The sequence below is a fragment of the Enterobacter sp. Taxon_8 genome, assembly GCF_058354585.1.
On sequence record NZ_CM177989.1, the window covers coordinates 1489142 to 1510031 of the forward strand.

General features: G+C 53.0%; 19 protein-coding genes, 1 pseudogene and 1 riboswitch. Of the genes and pseudogenes, 9 read left to right on the top strand and 11 right to left on the bottom strand.

All coding sequences use genetic code 11. From position 1 onward, the window contains the following. Positions 1-333 precede the first annotated feature (333 nt). Positions 334-1341 carry a LacI family DNA-binding transcriptional regulator gene (locus AC4IBF_RS07035; protein ID WP_136195417.1) on the bottom strand — a complete coding sequence of 336 codons (1008 nt, stop codon included), beginning with the start codon at positions 1339-1341 and terminating at the stop codon, positions 334-336. A gap of 238 nt (positions 1342-1579) precedes the next feature. On the opposite strand from AC4IBF_RS07035, the gene AC4IBF_RS07040 reads away from it, so the two are divergent. Both AC4IBF_RS07040 and AC4IBF_RS07045 read left to right on the top strand, forming a co-directional pair. Further along, positions 1580-2821: an MFS transporter gene (locus AC4IBF_RS07040; RefSeq protein ID WP_045355480.1), complete on the top strand. Its 1242-nt coding sequence runs from the start codon at positions 1580-1582 to the stop codon at positions 2819-2821. Positions 2822-2836: 15 nt separating this feature from the next. Beyond that, on the top strand, positions 2837-4270 hold the full coding sequence (locus tag AC4IBF_RS07045) for a glycoside hydrolase family 32 protein (protein WP_367896813.1): 1434 nt from the start codon (positions 2837-2839) through the stop codon (positions 4268-4270). 84 nt (positions 4271-4354) lie between these two features. Here AC4IBF_RS07045 and AC4IBF_RS07050 read toward each other — a convergent pair whose 3' ends face one another. Further along, positions 4355-4816, bottom strand: coding sequence for a hypothetical protein (locus AC4IBF_RS07050; protein ID WP_143345312.1), 462 nt, complete (start codon positions 4814-4816; stop codon positions 4355-4357). Positions 4817-5029: 213 nt separating this feature from the next. Next, on the bottom strand, positions 5030-6103 hold the full coding sequence (locus tag AC4IBF_RS07055; protein ID WP_491463218.1) for a YadA C-terminal domain-containing protein: 1074 nt from the start codon (positions 6101-6103) through the stop codon (positions 5030-5032). Between the two features lie 793 nt (positions 6104-6896). Between AC4IBF_RS07055 and AC4IBF_RS07060 the strand changes: the two are divergent. Further along, positions 6897-8103 (top strand): annotated as a pseudogene (locus tag AC4IBF_RS07060) (site-specific integrase). Between the two features lie 103 nt (positions 8104-8206). On the opposite strand, the gene AC4IBF_RS07065 reads toward AC4IBF_RS07060, so the two are convergent. From AC4IBF_RS07065 to AC4IBF_RS07075, 3 genes are all read right to left on the bottom strand, one after another. Next, a complete protein-coding gene (locus AC4IBF_RS07065; protein ID WP_047074910.1) occupies positions 8207-8470 on the bottom strand; it encodes a hypothetical protein in 264 nt (87 codons plus the stop codon). After that, entirely contained in the window at positions 8460-9587 is a 1128-nt protein-coding gene (locus tag AC4IBF_RS07070) for a PAAR domain-containing protein (RefSeq protein WP_045337224.1), read from the bottom strand. Before AC4IBF_RS07070 ends, AC4IBF_RS07065 begins: the two co-directional genes overlap by 11 nt. A gap of 313 nt (positions 9588-9900) precedes the next feature. Next, on the bottom strand, positions 9901-10149 hold the full coding sequence (locus AC4IBF_RS07075) for a hypothetical protein (RefSeq protein ID WP_072050951.1): 249 nt from the start codon (positions 10147-10149) through the stop codon (positions 9901-9903). A gap of 236 nt (positions 10150-10385) precedes the next feature. Here AC4IBF_RS07075 and AC4IBF_RS07080 point away from each other — a divergent pair, with 236 nt between their 5' ends. From AC4IBF_RS07080 to AC4IBF_RS07095, 4 genes are all read left to right on the top strand, one after another. Next, positions 10386-10562, top strand: coding sequence for a DUF3606 domain-containing protein (locus AC4IBF_RS07080; protein WP_072050952.1), 177 nt, complete (start codon positions 10386-10388; stop codon positions 10560-10562). Between the two features lie 201 nt (positions 10563-10763). Continuing rightward, positions 10764-10860, top strand: a riboswitch (TPP riboswitch). 35 nt (positions 10861-10895) lie between these two features. Continuing rightward, a complete protein-coding gene (thiM, locus tag AC4IBF_RS07085) occupies positions 10896-11666 on the top strand; it encodes a hydroxyethylthiazole kinase (RefSeq protein ID WP_491463219.1) in 771 nt (256 codons plus the stop codon). After that, positions 11663-12463, top strand: a complete 801-nt coding sequence (thiD, locus tag AC4IBF_RS07090) for a bifunctional hydroxymethylpyrimidine kinase/phosphomethylpyrimidine kinase (protein ID WP_325848579.1) — start codon at positions 11663-11665, stop codon at positions 12461-12463. The genes thiM and thiD overlap by 4 nt, the downstream gene beginning before the upstream one ends. Positions 12464-12505: 42 nt before the next feature. Beyond that, positions 12506-13252 carry a GntR family transcriptional regulator gene (locus tag AC4IBF_RS07095; protein WP_491463220.1) on the top strand — a complete coding sequence of 249 codons (747 nt, stop codon included), beginning with the start codon at positions 12506-12508 and terminating at the stop codon, positions 13250-13252. Here AC4IBF_RS07095 and AC4IBF_RS07100 read toward each other — a convergent pair. Genes AC4IBF_RS07100 through AC4IBF_RS07110 form a run of 3 tightly spaced genes read right to left on the bottom strand, consistent with a single transcriptional unit; the run spans position 13226 to position 16454 of the window. After that, complete coding sequence (locus tag AC4IBF_RS07100) at positions 13226-14179, bottom strand: PfkB family carbohydrate kinase (RefSeq protein ID WP_491463221.1); 954 nt, start codon at positions 14177-14179, stop codon at positions 13226-13228. The genes AC4IBF_RS07095 and AC4IBF_RS07100 overlap by 27 nt on opposite strands. Further along, positions 14176-15180 carry an ADP-ribosylglycohydrolase family protein gene (locus tag AC4IBF_RS07105; protein ID WP_491463222.1) on the bottom strand — a complete coding sequence of 335 codons (1005 nt, stop codon included), beginning with the start codon at positions 15178-15180 and terminating at the stop codon, positions 14176-14178. Before AC4IBF_RS07105 ends, AC4IBF_RS07100 begins: the two co-directional genes overlap by 4 nt. After that, positions 15177-16454 (bottom strand): nucleoside permease, encoded by a 1278-nt coding sequence (locus AC4IBF_RS07110; protein ID WP_491463223.1) that lies wholly within the window; start codon positions 16452-16454, stop codon positions 15177-15179. The genes AC4IBF_RS07105 and AC4IBF_RS07110 overlap by 4 nt, the downstream gene beginning before the upstream one ends. 250 nt (positions 16455-16704) lie before the next feature. Between AC4IBF_RS07110 and fbaB the strand changes: the two genes are divergently transcribed. Next, a complete protein-coding gene (gene fbaB / locus AC4IBF_RS07115; RefSeq protein ID WP_248174632.1) occupies positions 16705-17757 on the top strand; it encodes a class I fructose-bisphosphate aldolase in 1053 nt (350 codons plus the stop codon). Positions 17758-17810: 53 nt separating this feature from the next. Here the strand turns inward: fbaB and yegS are convergent, their stop codons facing one another. Continuing rightward, positions 17811-18710: a lipid kinase YegS gene (gene yegS, locus AC4IBF_RS07120; protein ID WP_136195408.1), complete on the bottom strand. Its 900-nt coding sequence runs from the start codon at positions 18708-18710 to the stop codon at positions 17811-17813. A gap of 140 nt (positions 18711-18850) precedes the next feature. Between yegS and AC4IBF_RS07125 the strand changes: the two genes are divergently transcribed. After that, positions 18851-19351, top strand: a complete 501-nt coding sequence (locus AC4IBF_RS07125; protein WP_115875813.1) for a 2-thiouracil desulfurase family protein — start codon at positions 18851-18853, stop codon at positions 19349-19351. A 161-nt stretch (positions 19352-19512) separates the two neighbouring features. Here the strand turns inward: AC4IBF_RS07125 and trhP are convergent, their stop codons facing one another. Then, on the bottom strand, positions 19513-20874 hold the full coding sequence (trhP, locus tag AC4IBF_RS07130) for a prephenate-dependent tRNA uridine(34) hydroxylase TrhP (RefSeq protein WP_133294786.1): 1362 nt from the start codon (positions 20872-20874) through the stop codon (positions 19513-19515). Positions 20875-20890 lie beyond the last annotated feature (16 nt).

A 20890-nucleotide genomic window follows, 5' to 3' on the forward strand; every position in this document is an offset into this window, starting at 1 on the left:
ATCACTCCTACAACCGCCGCTTCGTTATGAGCCACGATTGAATAAAAAGTTAAAAAACAGATGGGGGCCTGAAAAAAACGCCGCCAATATAGAGCCTTTTGCCACGGGGCTCAATGGTTAATTTGTTTACTGTTTTGTGACAGGCGGCTGTGGGGAGAAAATATCCCCATTTTTAAAAAGAAAATTGCATTTTATGCCAAATAAAAACAGCGCGTTACGGCCCGTTTACCCGGTGTGTAAAGACACAGAAAAGAGTGTGACAAAACGTGCCATCGAACGGCAAAAAAGAGGGGGGACGCTCCCTGTTTTTGCGTCATGGGCAAAAAAGCAGGCTTACGTTACATGCGCAACGGAATCACGCAGTAAAAATGGGCTTTCTACGCGCGTGGTTTCCAGATGCTCTTCACCGTTAATAATATGCAGGGCGCTCAGGCGACCAATTTCATAGTGCGGCAGTTGAACCGTCGTGAGTGGCGGCAGGAACAACTCTCCAATGCCCACCATATTGTCATAGCCGATAACGGCGACATCTTCCGGTATGCGAAGCCCTTGCCCCAGCAGCGTCTGATACACCATAAACGCGATACGATCGTTGCCGCAGATAACCGCGTCGAATCGGGGAATGCCATTCAGGATGTGAGCCAGCAATACTGACGGAATGTCGCGATAGTGCTCATCGCCGGGTGCCATATAGCTGTGCGCCAGGCCGTCCGGATCGAGCCCCGCTTCACGGCATGCACGCTCCAGCCCCTGACGACGACGGGTTGTGGCCAGATGCCCCGCAGGCAAATGCAGGCAGAGAGGGCGTCGATAACCCTGCGCGAGTAACGCCCGCACGGCGGTATATTGCCCCTGTTCATCATCGGGAATATAGCTGGCAACCTTTTCGCCGTCACTTTCGCAGTTGGCCAGCACGCAGGGAAGGGTGAGGAGTTTAGCCGGGAGAGGAACCTGACGTAGCCCCATGGTGGTGTAGATAATTCCGTCAGGCCGATGAGAGAGAAGAAGGTCGACAATGGCGTCCGGGTTGTCATCGGTAAACATATTCATCACGAAGCTGTTCCAGCCGTGCATTCTGGCCGTCTCTTCAATTGACAGCGTGATCTCCACCGAAAAAGGTGTCGTCACCGTATCGAGCGCCAGTACGCCTATGGTTTTAGGCGAGGCATGCGCGCCGCGAATTTTCTTGGCGGACAGGTCAGGAACGTAGCTGGTCTGCTCGATAGCCAGCTGAACGCGCGCCAGCGTTTCAGGTTTAAGGCGCTCCGGGCTATTCAGCGCGCGGGAGACCGTCATCAGCGATACGTTAGCCAGCTTTGCGACGTCCTTCAGGGAAGCCATTTTCTTACTCCGTTAATGCTCTGCGGGAAAGGGTATACAACTAAGTCGCTGATGTAAAAGGAAGGCTGATGCACAGGCCAGGCCATATTTAATCCAGTGATGAATATTTGATCGCGATCTCATTCTATCAATGTTAACGTTAACTTTCGTGATTAACATCTTAAATTTCCGCCAAACCGGATGAGAAAGCATAAATGTTAACGTTACCATAATGTCATTACTCCAATATGAGAATGTCATGATGAAAACGCATCACTCTCACAGCTACCCTTTATTAAGCGCATTACTGTTTTTCTTTTTTGTCACATGGTCATCTTCCGGCTCGTTGCTCTCTATCTGGCTCCATCAGGAGGTGGGGTTAAAGGCAGGGGATACGGGAGTCATCTATGCTGTGCTGTCCGTCTCCGCGCTGTGCGCGCAAATCTGCTACGGCTTCATTCAGGACAAGCTCGGCCTGCGCAAAAACCTGCTCTGGTTTCTGACCAGCCTGCTCATTCTTTCTGGCCCGGCCTTCCTGATGTTTGGTTATCTGCTGCAAATTAACGTGTTACTCGGCAGTATTTTCGGTGGGATTTATATCGGGCTGACGTTTAACGGCGGAATAGGGGTACTGGAGTCCTATACCGAGCGCGTGGCCCGCCAGAGCCAGTTTGAGTTCGGCAAGGCGAGGATGTGGGGATCGCTGGGCTGGGCGGCGGCAACCTTTTTTGCGGGGCTCCTGTTTAACATTAACCCGAAGCTGAACTTTGCTGTCGCGAGCTGCGCCGGGCTGGTGTTTTTTGTTTTGCTGGCGCGCCTAAGAGTCTCTTCGGCCCCGCACGCCATGCAGGAGGCGGTATCCGGCGGTAAGGTCACGCTGGAAGATGCCTTGCGCCTGCTGACGCTACCGCGGTTCTGGGCGCTGGTGTTTTTTGTTATCGGCACCTGTATTTATGGCGTCTACGACCAGCAGTTCCCGGTCTATTTCTCCTCACAGTTCCCGACGCTGCAGGAAGGAAACGCCATGTACGGCTATCTCAACTCCTTCCAGGTTTTCCTTGAGGCGGCGGGCATGTTTTGCGCCCCGTGGCTGGTGAATCGTCTCGGTGCGAAAAACGGCCTGATTTTCGCCGGAATGGTGATGGCGATGCGTATGGTGGCATCGGGTCTGGTTGAGGGACCGGTGTTGATCTCCATTACCAAGCTATTGCACGCGGTTGAGCTGCCCGTTTTGCTGGTCTCCATCTTTAAATACAACAGCCTGCATTTTGATAAGCGACTCTCTTCCACCCTCTATCTGGTGGGCTTTGCCTGTACAAGCTCGGTGATTGCCTCGGTGCTGTCGCCGCTGGCAGGTTACAGCTATGAGAAATACGGCTTTGCCCAGTCCTATCTCATCATGGGGCTACTGGTCTTCAGCACCACGTTTATCTCCATCTTCCTGTTGCGCTCGGGTAAGTCCTCTTCTGACCCGCTCATGCCGCAACCTTCCACCATCTGATCAAAGAGTAGAGAAATGACGTATTCCATTACGAAAGCAGAACAGGAACTTCAGTCCAGACGCGAAGGGCTTAACCTGCGCTGGTATCCCCGTTACCACCTCGCTGCGCGAGCTGGCTGGATGAACGACCCTAATGGCCTGGTGTGGTTTGACGGCTGGTATCACGCGTTTTACCAGCATCATCCGTATTCGACCCAGTGGGGGCCGATGCACTGGGGCCATGCGCGCAGCAAGGATTTAGTTCACTGGGAACACCTCCCGGTTGCTCTCGCCCCGGAAGGGCCAGACGACAAGGACGGCTGTTTTTCTGGCTCGGCGGTGGTGGATGGCGACATGCTGGCGCTGATCTACACCGGCCACAAATTCCACGGCGATCCTGGCGATGAGGCTAATCTCTACCAGGTTCAGTGCCTGGCAACCAGCCGTGACGGCATCCAGTTTGTGCGGCACGGGACAGTCATTAATACACCGCCCGGGCTGCATCACTTCCGCGATCCGAAGGTATGGCGTGAAGGGACGTGGTGGTACATGGTCGTGGGTGCGCGCGAAGGAGATACGGGCCAGGTGCGTGTGTACCGGTCTGCCGATCTGCGCGAGTGGCAGGACAGGGGCGTGCTCGCGGTGGCTGAAAAAGAGATGGGTTATATGTGGGAATGCCCGGACTTTTTTACCCTCAACGGTAAACGCGTGCTGATGTTCTCACCTCAGGGACTCACCGCAGACGGATTTAATCATCGCAATCTTTTCCAGAGCGGCTACCTGGTAGGTGAATGGCAGCCTGATCAGCCCTTTGTGCCTGAAGGTGAGTTTGTGGAGATGGATCGCGGGCATGATTTCTATGCGCCGCAAAGTTTCCTGACTCCTGACGGCCGCCGTATTGTTATCGGCTGGCTGGACATGTGGGAATCGCCCCTGCCGGAACAGCAGGATGGCTGGGCGGGTATGCTTTCTTTACCGCGCGAGCTGACGCTGAGTGCGGATAACCATCTGCAAATGCGACCGGCCAGAGAAGTTGAAGCCCTGCGCGGGGCGTGGTTCCCCTGGCCGATAAGTACACTTAATAACCAGCAGATGACGCTGGTGGAACACTGCGATGCGATGGAGGTCATTCTGCAATGGGATTGCACGAATAGCAGCGCGGAGCAATACGGCATTCGTCTCGGCGACGGCCTACGCCTCTATGTTGATGCCCAGATGCAGCGCCTGGTGCTGGAGCGACACTATCCACAGTATGGCCTGTGCGGTACCCGAAGCGTCGCGCTTAACCTGAACGACGCGCTCAGCCTGCGCCTGTTCTTTGACTGCTCTTCGGTGGAAGTGTTTGTTAACGAAGGTGAGGCGTGCCTCAGCAGCCGTATTTATCCTGATGCCGACTGCCGCGAGCTGGCGTTATTTGCCTGGACGGGAGGAGCATCGCTTATTCATGGCGGGGCGTGGCAGTTAGAGTAAATCTGTATTTAGTCATGAGCTAAAATAAAGCCCCATACAAATGGGGCTATGTAAATCTTATCAGGAGGGAGCGTAGTCCTAAGATCACATTTTTGATAATTGTGCGTTTACGACTCTCTCTTTTTCGACAACCAGCTGCATAATATAGCTACCCTTGTGCCATAAACCCTTATTTGGCTTCCAGCCTTTCGAAAGCAGATATTCAGCAGCATCAGATATTGGCTTATTCATAACGCGATCCGCTTCACCTGAAAACTGTTTAACATCGCCGCTTGCTTTGGCAGTCTTGCTGTCACAACGACCAGCAGCATCCATAACCTGAGTGCAGCCTTCAGGAAAATGCTTATGTGCTGATTGTGCAAGTTGAGCAGCATTCTCCAAAGCCTGTTTTTCTGCAGCAGCGTTAATGGCTGATGTGCGGTTTTGCTCTGCAATATAACAAGCGTCTTTACTCACCCCCTTGCTTTGACAATCCGCCATCCGTTGCGCTGGTGAGGAACACGCAGTAAGAGATAATACAGCCGCTATCATCATTAACTTTTTCATTATTGCCTCAGTAATTGCAATTATAAATATAGGTGCCTAACATCAAGCCGATCCATATCCCTAATAAAATAAAAGTGAGATACAAAACAACGGAGATAAAAATGTACTTTGTCATTTTATTTGCGAGCAGCAATGTATTGAGTTATAGCCAGCTGATTAAAACTCATGGGCGATTTTTTTAGCTCACTGGCATTATATTTTAATACTGTAACATTACCATCCGTAAGATGCGGACGCCGCAACAATTTCATTGCCGTTGGATGTACCTGATGTAGAGAGGGTAACAGCTACATTCTCAGCGAACTTATGACGGTAGCCGATTGCATAACCTTGCGCATCTTTGAAGTTGGCAGCACCGACGGCAACCGCGTTATCTGTATCAACGTAATGCAAACCAGCAAGAGAAGCAGCGCCAGCGATACCAGCACGATATTCCTTACGATCCTCATTCTGCTGATTCTCCAGAGAAGAGAACTTAGCGTTATTTTGACTCTCTAACGCAGTAATACGTGATTCATGATTCGCTAATTGTGCGCTGTGATTCTGAATCGTCGCTTCCTGTGTTTGCTGGCGTGACTGAACGGTAGCAACAGCAGCTTTATTCGCTGCGGCTACCGTTTGTGCATCGACAGCTAAAGATTGCGCATATGCGCCCGTATTAAATGCCTGAGTCGCTTTGCCAGAGGCATCCTGAAGTGCTTGATCTTGTCTATCCTGATCGGCGTTGAAAATGCTTTTATCGACCTTACTTGCTAGCGCTTGAGTGTTGGCGTCTGCTTTGTTGTTCGCATTGGTCGCGGTGATGTCAGTTTTATCTACTCTCGTGTTTGTATCAATGATTGCTTGACCGTTAGTAATAACGCCTTGTAAAGCCGCATCTGCTTTATTATTAGTGTTATCAATCAATATATTCTGTTTGTTATCAGTGATTGTCTGATCTGCTTTGTAATCGTCGATTTTCTGATTAAGGATAGCGTTAGCTTGAGTGTTAGCATTTACGCCATCTTGAGCGGTGTTAGCTGTATCTTGTGCTTTATTAATAGCTGTATTTGCTCTGTCAATATCGCCCTGAAGGTTATAGATTTGCCCGTCTTGCTTAATGTTACTCCCCTCGATGTTATCAAGGTTGTAGGCGGTTTTATCGGTACCCTGAATTTGAATGTGAGCACCTGGATTATTGACGTTATCGTCAAGGTTTACGTTTACTTCCGCAGCATTTGCAGTATTCATTGAACCAGCGAACACAAAACCAAAAACAGCGATAGCTGTTGTATTTAAATAGTTCATTTTAAAGCTCTCATCATCACTACAAGAAAAAATAAAGTAAGGGCGCTATCCTGGCGGGAAGATACAACGTCTTGTTATATCTGTATAAATTCGATAATAAGGTTGATGATTTTGGTTTGATAACTTATTTCGTAACGTGCAGTAACTATCTATGAATGTGTAATTTTGATTATTGATCTAAATCATAAATAGCAGGAATAGCTAAACGAGTCGATCCAGAAAGACCTGGCGTAATAATCTTATAATACAATAAGATAGCCATTTCATAATGGATGGGAGTGAAATTAGATATAAAACACCAATACATTAATTGTATTTAAGTGTTTTGATTAAAATGGGTTAATAATACACATAACAGTTTATGTAAATTTATGGGTTTTTGCCGATTATTTATTATCGAACCTTTCGTCAGCTTCGAATGAAAATGAACTCAGCTCATTTTTGTTCCGGGATATACCAGGAAAAAATATTTATGTTGAAGATGCTAGCGAAAAAGTGTTTAGGAAGATTCATAACGCGAACGCTGCCGTGATAAATCAAAACTCCTTGCGCCTGCCCTGTGGCCACGGTTACACTGATTGAGAACAATGATTTTAATAAATCATTGTTTTAAAAGCATTTTGACTCGGGGTGCCCTTCCACGTGAAGGCTGAGAAATACCCGTATTACCTGATCTGGATAATGTCAGCGTAGTCCCGGCGATCATCTAAGATATGAATCAAAGATTTGCATGGTTTTTTCTCTTCATTTTTTATGTTGTCACTCTCAGAGACAAACAAAATGACACACCCCGATCAATCACACCATTATCCGTAACGGGATCTACTACGTCAGCTTTCGCCTGCCGGGTCATAAATATTTCTGTCGGTCGTTAGAGACAGATAGCCACAGCCACGCGCAACTCTTGATGTCATTTGCATTTCCATCCATTCCATTAGTCAAACGTGGAACCATTCACCCGGTTCAGTTTGGTCAACGTCTTTCTGACTTCTGCAACCGCTTAAAGCAACAGAATGAACACTGGCTGGCGCTTGGAATATGTACAAAAAAGAGAAGGCCCTGAACTGGACGAAGGCAATCTCGCAGGCCAATGAGCGCTTTATGGAGATCCTGTTGATTGTCTTGGGTTCATCAACTGATGTAACCACGATTACAAAGCAGGACATTAAGCAGGTGATGGAAGTTGTAGAAAACCTGCCTAGGCGTGTTGTGCAGCCTTATCGGCCGATGACGGTTCATCAACTCATCGGGTGTGATGATGTTCCGTCAGAAGATTTGGTTGGCGCTGAGTTATCCACAAGCATTTGAAAATTTACAAATCGCTGTTTAAAACCTTCCTGACTGACAATAAAGATATTCTGGTTAAATCTCCGACTGATGGAGTAGTCGCCGCACCGTCGAAAGCGAGGTTTGGAACTTGCAGTGCAGCAGAAATGAGAAAGTTTGTGGGATGGGCACGAAAACAGCCTGATGGCTGGCAGAAGTGGATCACCTTGCTGTTGGCGTACACGGGAGCCAGAAGAGGGGAGACCGCCAAGCTGGAGAAATCACAGATCAAACTTGATGAAGATAGCCAGCGGCACTATCTCCTGATCGCTGAAGGAGGACAGGGTAAAACTGAGAACGCTACAAGGCAGGTGGCGATACATCCCAAACTGATCGAGTGGGGGTTCCTCGATTTTGTGAACCGCCAATAGAAAAAGATATTCTTCTCTCCTGTGTCGGGTAAGAACATGCCGAAGATCGGCAAAGTTTTAGGAGATATTAGAGATCAGCTTGGTATTCCGTACCTTGATGATTATGGGCAGCGGCGATTAGTGCATAGTTTCCGGCATACCATGATTTAAACCTTTTTCGCTGGTTGGTTTGGTAACCTGGCGCACTTGCAACAAGTGGTAGGACATGAGAAAAGCGCCTCAGAAATCACTAGGCGCTACCTGCATACGTTCCCCTTGTCCTCAGTTTCTTATGTGATTGACGGCTTGTGTTGGGAATCTTAACGGCTCCGCGCGTTGTCTTACCACCAACGGGCTTTATGCTTCTATTATCTAAAAGTGGGGAAAGGGTAAGGGGAAAAGGCTGGAGACCTCCAGCCTTTGGCGGTCATCTCACCTTCTTGAAGATGAGCAGAATCAGAGGTACGCAAACAGCGAAACCAACAATGGAGGCCAACGCTGAATCAGAGTGATTTTGCGATAGTTCCTTAATAAACCACGTGAATTGAGAAGGCGTAAACTCCCCGCCTTGGCTCATTGTCTCTGAAAAGTTAAGTGCGAAGACCAGATCGAAATACAGCACGATTACATAATACGCTATGCAGATCAGCGCAATGCTAACCCACCTGATCCAGAACTTTTTATTCATCATCGTATGTACTTCCCAACGATCCGCCTACTGTGCCGCCTGAGTATGGAGAAATTGAGCCAGCAACAGCAGCAGAATCAGCCGATACTTGTTGGATTTTTGCACTTCCCCCAATTGGTTGAGGGCTTTTGTTCTCAATGTTTGGATACTGCTGCTTGAACGTACTTGTCATCTCGACGACGAGCATTGAGGAGTAATCTGCACTCTTTTTTTCAAGGTAACTTTGCAGTGATACCGGGATAGTGAAATCTTCTTCTATCTCAATTGGTAGCTGTGTAGTCCTGGTGGTGTAACCGTGTTCGAATACCTTTGAACCAGCAAACTTGATCCCCTCGACTGAGTGAGTAGTACAGTTATTCCCAGTTACGTCATACTTATCAATCGTGCGGCCTCTACGTATTGTGCCGTCCTGCATCTTTGGTGTTTGAATCGGTGATACACCGTTATTCCATAATTTTTCGAAGAACTTACGGATTAATTCAGGATCAGCATCATCAATCCGAAATGCACGAGCACTCATTTCATAAAGTTCGTAACGGTAATACTTCCGTGCATCTTCATCTTGGAAGATGTCTAAAATCCCATCTCCGGTTAGCGTGCTTCTGTCTGTGCGTCCATAGCGTCCATAGGTGTAAAGGTAGATCGAGTTATTCTCATGCACCGAAACGAAAGCATGACCTGCACTTGTTGTTTCAGTCCAGATGTAAACGCCTTTCAATAGCCGGTTATCTGTTGGTTTACAGGTGTCAGCGAAGCTATCAGTTTTAGGAGCGGCAATCGGGCCAGGGAGAACGGGAAATTCAACGATGTGAGATTGGGTGGTTTCGGCTTTTGCTGGTTCTTTAGAAAATTCGTAAGTGTCGAAGATGGACGGAATAAAACGTGATTTGCAGGGGCAAGAGCTACGGCTATGCAGTGTTCCGGCTACTCTTTTACCGTGTATGTCTTGGTTTTCAAGCCCTCCCACTATGCGGAATCTACCCGCATGTTTACCACACGTCACTTTATGCCCTTCACAGGCCATGTCTTTATCGAAAAACTGATGATCGGTACATCCTTCAATAATCCGACCACCGCAAACAGTCTTATCGCCCCTGAATAAGTAGTGACCAATAGCCATTTATTTTTATCCTTGTGTTGCTTTGAAATCCTTAATGAAAGTGTAGGTTTTTGGGGCTGGCGAGTAAATGAGCAGTTGTAACAAAGTGATAGATGGTTACTCGCAACATGCCGCTGATGCAGTGGATCCTAGATGGCAAGGGCGATGATGCGATTATCAACATGTCAGCGCTGGCGCGTCGGCTGGGGTGTAGTCGTTCCAACCTGCTTGACCACATCCATACGCATGGATTCGACAGCACTATTAGGTACTACTTGAGCGAACAGCGACAACGGAAACTGAAAACATGAGAACCGGGTTAATCCCGGCTTTTTTAGCGCTTTTTATTCGATTGAGAAACAACCGAACCAGCTAAGGTTTTAATAACCTCGCTTGAACGTGGGTTTTTCAAAGCTGCTGATGCTTTGGCTTCCATGTTCGCGCCAGTCTGATTTTTTGTTCCTGCTTGTGATAGCACCGAACCCGCTAAACTTTTCTGAATCGCAGAGGCGTTTGGGTTGTTTAGAGTCTCTGCTGCCAGATGAGCTACATCTTTCGAGGATTGCTTATCATTGTTCGCCATTTCAACACCTATTCACGGGATGGATTTTTGGATATATTGTATTTGTTATATCAATAAACACAATATGTAGTAGTTATGATAGAAGCGAAGCGGCAAGCTTAGCAAGCTCGGAAAAAAAAGTTTTTACTGGTTTTATGACCAGTGTCAATTGTTTGATAACTGACCGTTTACGAAGTGGTAGAGAAGTCATATAGGTAGTGTGCAGGCATAAGCTTGTAATACTCAGGACAAACCAAATGGCAGATAACTTACAGCGTCGGCAGCCAGAAGATAAACGTTTCATCAGCTTGAGTGAATCTTGGGAAGTGGCATATTGGACCCAAGCGTTGGATGTTACTGAATCTCAGCTTAGGGCTGCTGTTAGAGCTGTTGGTAATGGCACCGCTAAGGTAAAAGCATATCTAGGTAAATAGGTTTGTGAAGGCATCTTCAATTGTGCTGTTGAGGCTGGAGAAACCCGGCCTTTTTTGTGTTCGGTGTTTGGTACTATGAGCCACAACCTGGGACATAAGCTGGCACACAGAGCATTTTTTAGGGTTGAGTCTTTGGCTTCCCGCTGGCATGATCCAGAACAGCGATTAACGGGACGTTAATCGCAAGCTTTTGATTTTGTTTATTTTGACTCGGGGTGCCCTTCTTCGTGAAGGCTGAGAAATACCCGTATTACCTGATCTGGATAATGCCAGCGTAGGGAAGTCAGATGCCTTCCCGGTCATCGCTTCTTCACGCAAGGCAGGAGCGAAACCATGCAGCCTGACCTGCTCAATTTACGCGTTTTACACCACTTCCGAACCCGTTCTCCGCTGACCCACTGTATGACCAACGATGTCGTACAGACCTTCACGGCCAACGTTTTGCTGGCGCTTGGCGCATCACCCGCGATGGTGATTGAGGCCGAAGAGGCTGAACAGTTTGCCGGCATCGCCGATGCGCTGCTGATTAACGTTGGCACGCTGACCTCGCCGCGTGCCCAGGCGATGCGTCGGGCAATAGAAAGCGCGGTGGCTGCAGGCAAGCCCTGGACGCTGGACCCGGTTGCCGTGGGCGCCCTGACGTTCCGCACCCGGTTTTGCCATCAAATTCTTGCTCTGAAACCGGCTGCCATTCGCGGCAATGCCTCTGAAATCCTTGCTCTTGCCGGGATGAGCCCGGGTGGGCGCGGCGTTGATACGACCGATACCGCCGCCAGCGCGGTGCCCGCTGCACAGGCGCTGGCCCGCCAGACCAATGCCGTTGTGGTCGTCACCGGCGAGGTGGATTACATCACGGACGGGCAACGTACCCGAACGGTTACCGGCGGCGATCCGCTGATGACGCGCGTGGTAGGCACCGGATGCGCGCTTTCTGCCGTTGTGGCGGCGAACTGTTCGCTGCCGGGTGACCGGCTGGATAACATTGCTGCCGTCTGCGGATGGATGAAGCGAGCCGGAACGGTCGCGGTTGCGCAGTCGCGTGGCCCGGGCAGTTTTGCCAGCGCGTTCCTCGACGCGCTCTATACGCTGGAGGAGCAGGCATGAAGCGGATTAACGCCCTGACCATTGCCGGCACCGATCCCTGCGGCGGCGCGGGTATCCAGGCTGACCTCAAAACATTCTCGGCCCTTGGCGCGTACGGCTGCTCGGTCATTACCGCGCTGGTGGCGCAAAACACGCGCGGCGTGCAGTCGGTCTACCGTATCGAGCCAGATTTTGTTGCCGCACAGCTGGATTCTGTGTTCAGCGACGTGCGCATCGATACCACCAAGATCGGCATGCTGGCCGAGACGGATATTGTGGAAGCGGTGGCCGAGCGGCTTAAACGCTATCAGGTGCAAAACGTGGTGCTGGATACCGTCATGCTGGCAAAAAGCGGCGACCCGCTGCTTTCGGCCTCCGCCGTGGAGACGCTGCGTACAAAACTGCTGCCGCAGGTGGCGCTTATCACGCCCAATCTGCCGGAAGCCGCCGCGCTGTTAGGCACATCGCATGCGCAAACTGAACGCGAGATGAAAGCGCAGGGAAACGCGCTGCTGGCGATGGGCTGCGGCGCAGTGCTGATGAAGGGCGGTCATCTTGACGACGCTGAAAGCCCGGACTGGCTCTTTACCCGCGATGGCGAAGTACGTTTTACCGCGCCGCGCGTGCAGACCAAAAACACCCACGGCACGGGCTGCACGCTCTCCGCCGCGCTGGCGGCGCTGCGTCCCCGGCATGAAGGCTGGGCCGATACGGTTAGCGAAGCGAAAGCCTGGCTCTCGGCGGCGCTGGCAAAAGCCGATACTCTGGAAGTCGGTCACGGTATTGGGCCGGTTCATCATTTTCATGCATGGTGGTAACCCAGTATACTGGCAGGAAACACCACGCCTGAGAAAACAGAGATGGAACAAGCGCATACCCGGTTAATCGCTCAACTGAATGAACGGATCGCCGCGCCGGACAACACGCCGCTGTACCTGAAATTTGCCGAAACGGTAAAAAATGCGGTGCGAAGCGGCATGCTGGAGCACGGGAATATTTTGCCCGGCGAGCGCGATCTGAGCCAGTTAACCGGCGTGTCGCGCATTACCGTGCGAAGGGCAATGCAGGCGCTGGAGGAAGAGGGCGTGGTGACGCGTTCCCGTGGATATGGCACGCAAATCAACAACATCTTTGAATATTCGCTGAAAGAGGCGCGCGGGTTCTCGCAGCAGGTGGTGCTGCGCGGCCAAAAGCCCAATACGCTGTGGGTCAACAAGCGTGTGGTGAAATGCCCGGAAGAGGTGGCTAACCACCTGTCGATCTCCCCGGACAGCGAGGTTTTTTTACTTAAGCGCATTCGCTATGTGGATGACGATGCGGTGTCGATTGAAGAGTCCTGGGTCCCGGTCGGGTTAATTCCCGATCCGGATGCAATTGGCATTTCGCTGTACGACTACTTCCGCAGTCAGAACATCTTCCCGCAGCGCACCCGCTCAAGGGTGAGCGCCCGCATGCCGGACAGCGAGTTTCAGGCGCACATAAAGATGGATGAAAAAATACCGGTGCTGGTGATCAAGCAGGTTGCGCTTGACCAGCAGCACCGTCCGATTGAGTACAGCATCAGCTACTGTCGCAGCGATCTATACGTCTTTGTATGCGAGGAGTAATTCCTCACGAGTCGGGGCGCAATCGCCGCCGCGGTGGCTGACCACCCAGGACGCCACGGCATTCCCCAGCAGAACGGCGTCTGCCAGCGACCATCCCGCTGCCAGCCCTGCCAGCGTGCCGCCCGCGTGGCTGTCGCCAGCACCAACGGTGTCCACAACCGTCGCCGGGAACGCCGGAACAACGCCCGAGGCGTCACCGTCATACCACATAGCACCGTCTTTATCATGGCGCACAATTAGCGCGGCGCCGAAGCGTTGCTGCCACACTTCACCCAGGTTTTCAGACTCCACACCTAATCTTTCAGCTGCAAGTTCCGCTTCCTGACGATTGAGCGACACGATTGGCCTGCAGGCCATAATCCGCTCCATCAGCGCGTCGGGAATATCCGCGATGCGGGGGCCGAAATCGATCAATGCCGTCACGTCCTGTAATCCCTCCAGCCAGCGTGTCAGCAGCTCGCCGCACGGCGATGCCAGCTGGTAGCCGGACAAATAAACCAGGCTGTTTTGCGGAACGTAAAGCGCATCCAGCCAGCGCTGCTGCCACTGGTTCTCCACGCCGCTAAAGGACATAAAGGTACGTTCGCCGTCAGGCTCAACCAGCGCCAGGCACCAGCCGTTGTCGCCCGTATCGGCCTCCACGGCGCTGTGCAGATCCTGCTTCGCCATGGCGTTGCGGATAATATCCGCCCAGACGCCGTGACCGACGGGCAGAGCGTTTTGCGCCGTAATGCCGAGCCGCTTCAGGGCGATGGCAATGTTCAGCGCGCAGCCGCCGATATTCACGCCCTGCTGCTTAAGTTCGATATCGCACCCGCGCCAGGGCAGGGCGTAGGCGTCGGCGATGACGTCTATCACCGCTGCGCCCAGCACCGTCACCGGGCTCGTGGCGTGCAGGGTGTCGAGACGTTGGGCAAATGCATTCATACGCCCTCCCTTTGCTCCCGATAGTGCAGCAGTTTTTCGCAATAGTGACCGAAATCGAGCCGGTTAACGGCGTCGAGCTCGGCCTTCAGCGCCGGGTCAATTGCCTGGACGCCGTGGAGCGCGCCGCAGATGGCCGTCGCCATTGCGCCAATGGTGTCCGTATCGCCGCCCAGGTTGGCGCATAAAATGGCGCAGCGGTTCGGATCGGTTTCCGCCAGTTCGACCATCGCAATGGCCGCCGGGACGGACTCAATGGTGCTGGTTCCTGCGCCGACAAGCTGATAAATCTGCTCGCTGGCGGAGTCGATGCCGTTGGCTTCCCGTACGGTCTTAAGCGCCAGCTCAATACGCGCCGCCAGCGACGCGCTGAAGGTGGTGGTTTTCATCTCCTGCGCATAGCGGGCGATACCCGGCAGAGCATCGACGATGTTCTGCCAGCTTTCGCCGTCGACGGCGCGGGAAACCGCCCACGCAATCACCACCGCGCCGGCAATGGCGAGGTCCGATTTATGGGTCGGGCTGGAGGCCAGCGCCACCTGCTCAACAAAGTGTTCCAGACGCGTGGCCGGAAGCAGGCAGCCCAGCGGCGAGGCGCGCATCGCCGCCCCGTTGGTCACGCCGTTGTTTTCCAGCTCGCTGACCGGCTTGCCGTCACGAATTGCGTTAAGCGCGATTTTGGAGGTCGGGCCGAGCACGTTCTTATTAAACGCATCGAAATCGAGCGCCCAGTGCAGAATATGCTTGCCGATAACGTCCGCGTTAATCTCCCCGTCGCACTCAACGATCGCGTCAGCCAGGCACAGCGCCATTGAGGTATCGTCAGTAAACTCTGCCTGTTTGAAATAGCAGGCCGCATTATTCTCTGCCGGGCCGGGTAAAAAGCGGTCGATCCAGCCGAAGTGCGACTTTACGCGCTTTCTCGGCCACAGCTCCGACGGCATGCCCATCGCATCCCCTAAAGCCTGCCCGTAAAGGGCACCGAGAACACGTTCTTGTTTCATTTAACTTCCCCTTGTGTCAGCGCGGCATCGCCATCAACCACCGCAATGGCGGCGATCTCTTTGTCCGATTCGCGGAAAAACAGCATAAACAGCACGGCAATCACGGCAATCATGATTGCACCAAACGTCCACATTCCGGCCCAGTTGTAGGTCAGCCCATTCACCGGCTCTTTGTATGCGAACATTTTTTCCATCATCACGCCGCCCAGGCGGTAACCCAGCAGGCTACCAAAGCCCTGGCAGCACAGCGTAATCAGGCCCTGCGCGGCGGTGCGCATGTGCACCGGCGCTTTTTTGTCCACGTAGATGTACGCGGTGACGTAGTAGAAGTCGTAGCTCACGCCGTGCAGCAGAATCCCGAGGAACAGCAGGGCGTAGGTGAAGTATTGTTCCGCTCCGCCGTAAACGAAGAATCCGTAGCGGATGGCGGCCGTGATCAGACCCAGCAGTAAGACCTTCTTAATACCAAAGCGTTTGGTAAAGAACGGCAGGGCGAGCATAAAGAAGATTTCGGAGAACTGGCCGAGCGTCATCCAGCCGGTGGCGTTTTTCATCCCCACTTCGGTGAGATAGCCGTTGGCGAAGATGTAGTAGAAGGCCAGCGGCATGGCGAACAGGAACGAGCAGAAGAAGAACACGAGGAAGTTTCTGTCACGCAGCAGGATCAGCGCGTCCAGCCCGAGCATCACTTTGAAGTCCAGCTTGCCGGTACTTTTCGGCGGGGTGTTCGGCAGGAACAGGGCAAAGACGCCGAGCAGGGCGGAGCTGGCGGCCGTCATCAGCAGCGGAATATTGGTATCGGAAATATCGCTGTAGCCCAGCATCTGCGGCAGGAACCCGCACGCCAGACCGGAGGCGATCCAGCCGATAGTGCCCATCACGCGGATACGCGGGAAATCGGCTTCGACGTCATCCACGTTCGCGAAGGCAATACTGTTGGTCAGCGCGATGGTGGGCATGTAGGTCAGGGAGTAAACCAGCAGCAGCGGGAAGAAGGTGCTGAACTGGGTTTGCTGTGCGGCGAAGTACATCAGAATCGCGCCGGCAAACATCAGCACCGCCAGCACTTTCTGCGCGGCGAAGAAGCGGTCCGTCAGCGATCCGACAAGAATCGGGGAGAGGATAGCGGCAATGGCGGTACAGGCGTAAGACCAGCCGATTTCCCCGGCGGTAAAACCGTTTTTGCTCAGCCACAGCCACAGCGGCACAAACCACGCGCCCCAGATAAACCATTCAACAAACATCATGAATGACAGTTGGACTTTCGTTTTCATTTTTTAATCCTGCATGTCAGAGAGGGTACGCCTTTAACATACCATTCAATAATACCTTTTAAATACCTTTGTGGCGATTGTTTGATCAATGTAACAGTTTTGTTGTACACGAATCGAGCCAGCAGATTGTGCTGAAAAAAAATGCAATGGGTGGAAAATCTGTTAAGTCGGTACCAGGCTTAGTCTGCCCATAAATAATGGGACTGGATAAACACACACCGACACGACGTCGGACTTACGGGAGTATCACATGACTGATATTGCGCAGTTGCTTGGCAAAGACGCCGACAGCCTTTTACAGCATCGTTGTATGACCATTCCAGCCGACCAGCTTTACCTGCCTGGTCATGATTACGTTGACCGCGTGATGGTCGATAACAACCGTCCCCCTGCCGTGCTGCGAAATATGCAGACGCTCTATAACACCGGGCGGCTCGGCGGCACCGGATATCTCTCGATTCTGCCGGTAGACCAGGGCGTTGAGCACTCGGCGGGCGCCTCCTTTGCGGCGAATCCGCTCTACTTCGATCCGAAGAACATTGTTGAACTGGCGATTGAAGCGGGCTGTAACTGTGTAGCCTCCACCTACGGCGTGCTGGCCTCCGTCTCGCGTCGCTATTCCCACCGCATTCCGTTCCTCGTGAAGCTGAACCACAACGAAACCCTGAGTTACCCTACCGAATATGACCAGACGCTCTACGCCAGCGTCGAGCAGGCGTTCAATATGGGGGCGGTTGCCGTTGGGGCGACGATTTACTTTGGCTCTGAACAGTCCCGTCGTCAGATTGAAGAGATCTCTGCGGCGTTTGAGCGCGCTCATGAGCTCGGCATGGTGACCGTGCTGTGGGCGTACCTGCGTAACTCGGCGTTCAAAAAAGACGGCGTGGATTACCACGTGTCGGCCGACCTGACCGGCCAGGCGAACCATCTGGCGGCGACCATTGGCGCAGACATCGTGAAGCAGAAAATGGCCGAGAATAACGGCGGCTATAAAGCGGTAAACTTTGGCTACACCGATGACCGCGTTTACAGCAAGCTGACCAGCGATAACCCGATCGACCTGGTGCGCTACCAGCTGGCGAACTGCTATATGGGCCGCGCGGGGCTGATCAACTCCGGCGGCGCGGCGGGCGGCGATACTGACCTGTCAGACGCGGTGCGTACGGCGGTTATTAACAAACGCGCGGGCGGCATGGGGCTGATCCTGGGTCGTAAGGCGTTTAAGAAATCGATGGCCGACGGCGTGAAGCTGATCAATGCGGTGCAGGACGTCTATCTGGACAGCAAAGTCACGATTGCCTGACCTGAGGGCGAAGTGTAGGCCGGGTAAGGCGTAGCCGCCACCCGGCAATACCATTAGCGCAAAAGCACACAGTCCGGCGGCAACCGACACTGCAGCGCGCCGGGCAACACCTCAATGCGGAACTGTGTTCCGCTTAACGGCTCTCCGTCGAGGTTAAACGTCATCCCGTGCGGGGCATTTACCTCAAACCACGCCGATTTCCCGTCAATGATATTTGGACTCTCTTCCGGCTGCGTCAGCGTGGTAAACAGCGCGGGCAGCAGGCCGTCGCCCGTGAAAATCCTCAGCTGTAGCTGACCGTCATTGATCAGCGCCTCCGGGCACAGCTGCTGACCGCCGCCCGCCTGACGCCCGTTGCCAATGCCAATGACCAGCGCGTCACCCTGCCACTGAAAATCCTCGCCGCGAATTTCGCAGCGGTCAGGCTTGAGGGTATCCATGCGCATCAGACCGTGGATCAGATACGACACGCCGCCCAGCGCCGCCTTCAGTTTTTCCGGCGTTTCGCTGGTGATGCGCGTGCCAAACCCGCCGGTCGCCATATTGATAAAGCAGGTTTTATCATTCACCTGCGCAATATCCACGGCGGTGGCTTTACCGAGGATCGCCAGCTGGAGCGCCTTCTCTAACTCCTCCGGGATCCCGGCGCTGGTGGCAAAGTCATTGGCGGTGCCGAGCGGTAAAATGCCCATCACCGGGCGGTTTGCCGGGGGCAGGTCTATTAGCGCTGAGGCAATCTCATTGATAGTGCCATCGCCGCCGCCGGAAATGATGGTCTCAACGCCAAGCCCGAGGGCTTCATTGATATAGCGTGCCGCGTCGCCTTTTTCCCACGTCACCCTGACGTGAATGCGCGCGCCGTCGTCGCGCAAGCCGCGAATTGCCTGACGCAACAGATCGTTGCCTGCACTTTTGCCATTGAGAATCAATAAACTGTCTGGATAGGTTGCCATCCGCGCTGCTCCCTTTTTTAGCGTTAGTAAGAGTGTATAGCAGAGAGGAAAAAAGCGGGTAAGAACAGGATGAAAGGAACAAAATATGCCCGAAAGCGCGTTACACTCCAGCGATGATATGGACTAATCACAGGAAAGTGATGATGAATAAAATTTTGGTAAGCGCGTGCCTGATGGGCTTCAGGGTTCGTTATAACGCAAGTGAAAAAGCGAGAATGAACGCGCAACTCGCTCGCTGGCAACAGGAACAACGTCTGGTTATCCACTGTCCTGAATTGGCTGCCGGGCTGCCTGTACCGCGTCCTCCGGCAGAGATTATGTCTGCTGATGGGAAAGACGTAATGCGCGGGCAAGCCAGAATTATTGAAAATACCGGGCAGGATGTGACCGCACATTATCAGCTTGCAGCCTGGCTTGCGCTACGCGCTGCTCAGGAGTCGGGGTGTAGCGCTGCATTGTTAACCGATGGCAGCCCAACGTGCGGCAGCGAGTTTATTTATGACGGATCGTTTCGCGGCATACATAAAGCGGGGAGGGGGGTTGCGGCATCGTTGCTCGCTGAGCATGGGATCGCCGTGTTCTCAGAGAAGCAAATCGACGAACTCATTGCCTGGATTGAGGAGAGAGAAGGCAAAAAATAAGCCCGCGTAAGGGAGATTACGCAGGCTAAGGAGGTGGTTCCTGGTACAGCTAGCATTTATGGGTTATGTTTTTCAGCGGGGGGATAATACCCGTATTGAACGAAGCGGTATGTGATCCGATTCTAAGAATTATCCCAGCGCGAAAAAATTTCCCTGATTGACTATTTGCCGTGTGGGTTTCGGGTGCTTTCACCGTTGAAGTTACGCATCAGCAGCGCGAACTTCAGCTCCACCTCTTCCGGAACCGGCAGCCAGACGGTATGCCCGTCGCCCGGCGCGACCTCAATCGCTTCGCCTTTGCCGTTTTCCAGATGCTCCAGCGTGAAGTTCATGTTGCCCTGCGGGGTCATCAGCTCCAGGCTGTCGCCTTTGGTGAACTTGTTTTTCACCGCGACGGCCGCCAGCGCGCCTTTACGCTCGCCGGTGAAGTCACCGACAAACTGCTGGCGCTCGGAAACGGAGTAGCCGTGCTCGTAGTTCTGGTAGTCGTCATGGGTATGACGGCGCAGGAAGCCTTCGGTATAGCCGCGGTGCGCAAGACCCTCCAGGGTTTCCAGCAGGCTGGTATCGAACGGTTTACCGGCGGCCGCATCGTCGATGGCTTTACGGTACACCTGCGCGGTACGCGCGCAGTAGTAATAGGATTTGGTGCGGCCTTCAATCTTCAGGGAGTGCACGCCCATCTGCGTCAGACGCTCGACGTGGGCGATGGCGCGCAGATCTTTCGAGTTCATGATGTAGGTGCCGTGCTCGTCTTCAAAGGCGGTCATATACTCGCCCGGACGTTTGGCTTCTTCAATCATAAACACGCTGTCGGTTGGCGCGCCGATGCCCAGCGTCGGCTCAACGTTGGTCACCGGAATAGGCTCGTGCTTGTGGACGATGTTGCCGACGTCATCCTCTTTGCCTTCCTGGACGTTATATTCCCAGCGGCAGGCGTTGGTGCAGGTGCCCTGGTTCGGGTCGCGCTTGTTGATGTAGCCAGAAAGCAGGCAGCGGCCGGAGTAGGCCATGCACAGCGCGCCGTGGACGAAGATTTCGATTTCCATATCCGGCACCTGGGTGCGGATCTCTTCGATCTCTTCCAGAGACAGTTCGCGGGACAGGATGACGCGGGTCAGCCCCATCTGCTTCCAGAACTTCACCGTCGCCCAGTTGACGGCGTTAGCCTGTACGGAGAGGTGAATATCCATCTCCGGGAAGTTCTCCCGAACCAGCATGATTAAACCCGGGTCCGACATGATCAGCGCGTCCGGCCCCATATCGACCACCGGCTTCAGGTCACGGATGAACGTTTTCAGCTTGGCGTTGTGCGGCGCGATGTTCACGACCACGTAGAATTTTTTGCCCAGGGCATGCGCTTCGTTGATGCCGAGCTGCAGGTTCTCGTGGTTGAATTCGTTGTTACGCACGCGCAGCGAGTAGCGCGGCTGGCCCGCATACACGGCATCGGCGCCATAGGCGAAAGCGTAACGCATATTTTGCAGCGTTCCCGCCGGGGAAAGGAGTTCCGGTTTAAACATGTTTGTTCTCGTTCTG

Coding starts and splice junctions, on each gene's coding strand:
- AC4IBF_RS07035 (WP_136195417.1), bottom strand. CDS start 1,341: ATGGCTTCCCTGAAGGACGTCGCAAAGCTGGCTAACGTATCGCTGATG.
- AC4IBF_RS07040 (WP_045355480.1), top strand. CDS start 1,580: ATGATGAAAACGCATCACTCTCACAGCTACCCTTTATTAAGCGCATTA.
- AC4IBF_RS07045 (WP_367896813.1), top strand. CDS start 2,837: ATGACGTATTCCATTACGAAAGCAGAACAGGAACTTCAGTCCAGACGC.
- AC4IBF_RS07050 (WP_143345312.1), bottom strand. CDS start 4,816: ATGAAAAAGTTAATGATGATAGCGGCTGTATTATCTCTTACTGCGTGT.
- AC4IBF_RS07055 (WP_491463218.1), bottom strand. CDS start 6,103: ATGAACTATTTAAATACAACAGCTATCGCTGTTTTTGGTTTTGTGTTC.
- AC4IBF_RS07065 (WP_047074910.1), bottom strand. CDS start 8,470: ATGATGAATAAAAAGTTCTGGATCAGGTGGGTTAGCATTGCGCTGATC.
- AC4IBF_RS07070 (WP_045337224.1), bottom strand. CDS start 9,587: ATGGCTATTGGTCACTACTTATTCAGGGGCGATAAGACTGTTTGCGGT.
- AC4IBF_RS07075 (WP_072050951.1), bottom strand. CDS start 10,149: ATGGCGAACAATGATAAGCAATCCTCGAAAGATGTAGCTCATCTGGCA.
- AC4IBF_RS07080 (WP_072050952.1), top strand. CDS start 10,386: ATGGCAGATAACTTACAGCGTCGGCAGCCAGAAGATAAACGTTTCATC.
- thiM (WP_491463219.1), top strand. CDS start 10,896: ATGCAGCCTGACCTGCTCAATTTACGCGTTTTACACCACTTCCGAACC.
- thiD (WP_325848579.1), top strand. CDS start 11,663: ATGAAGCGGATTAACGCCCTGACCATTGCCGGCACCGATCCCTGCGGC.
- AC4IBF_RS07095 (WP_491463220.1), top strand. CDS start 12,506: ATGGAACAAGCGCATACCCGGTTAATCGCTCAACTGAATGAACGGATC.
- AC4IBF_RS07100 (WP_491463221.1), bottom strand. CDS start 14,179: ATGAATGCATTTGCCCAACGTCTCGACACCCTGCACGCCACGAGCCCG.
- AC4IBF_RS07105 (WP_491463222.1), bottom strand. CDS start 15,180: ATGAAACAAGAACGTGTTCTCGGTGCCCTTTACGGGCAGGCTTTAGGG.
- AC4IBF_RS07110 (WP_491463223.1), bottom strand. CDS start 16,454: ATGAAAACGAAAGTCCAACTGTCATTCATGATGTTTGTTGAATGGTTT.
- fbaB (WP_248174632.1), top strand. CDS start 16,705: ATGACTGATATTGCGCAGTTGCTTGGCAAAGACGCCGACAGCCTTTTA.
- yegS (WP_136195408.1), bottom strand. CDS start 18,710: ATGGCAACCTATCCAGACAGTTTATTGATTCTCAATGGCAAAAGTGCA.
- AC4IBF_RS07125 (WP_115875813.1), top strand. CDS start 18,851: ATGATGAATAAAATTTTGGTAAGCGCGTGCCTGATGGGCTTCAGGGTT.
- trhP (WP_133294786.1), bottom strand. CDS start 20,874: ATGTTTAAACCGGAACTCCTTTCCCCGGCGGGAACGCTGCAAAATATG.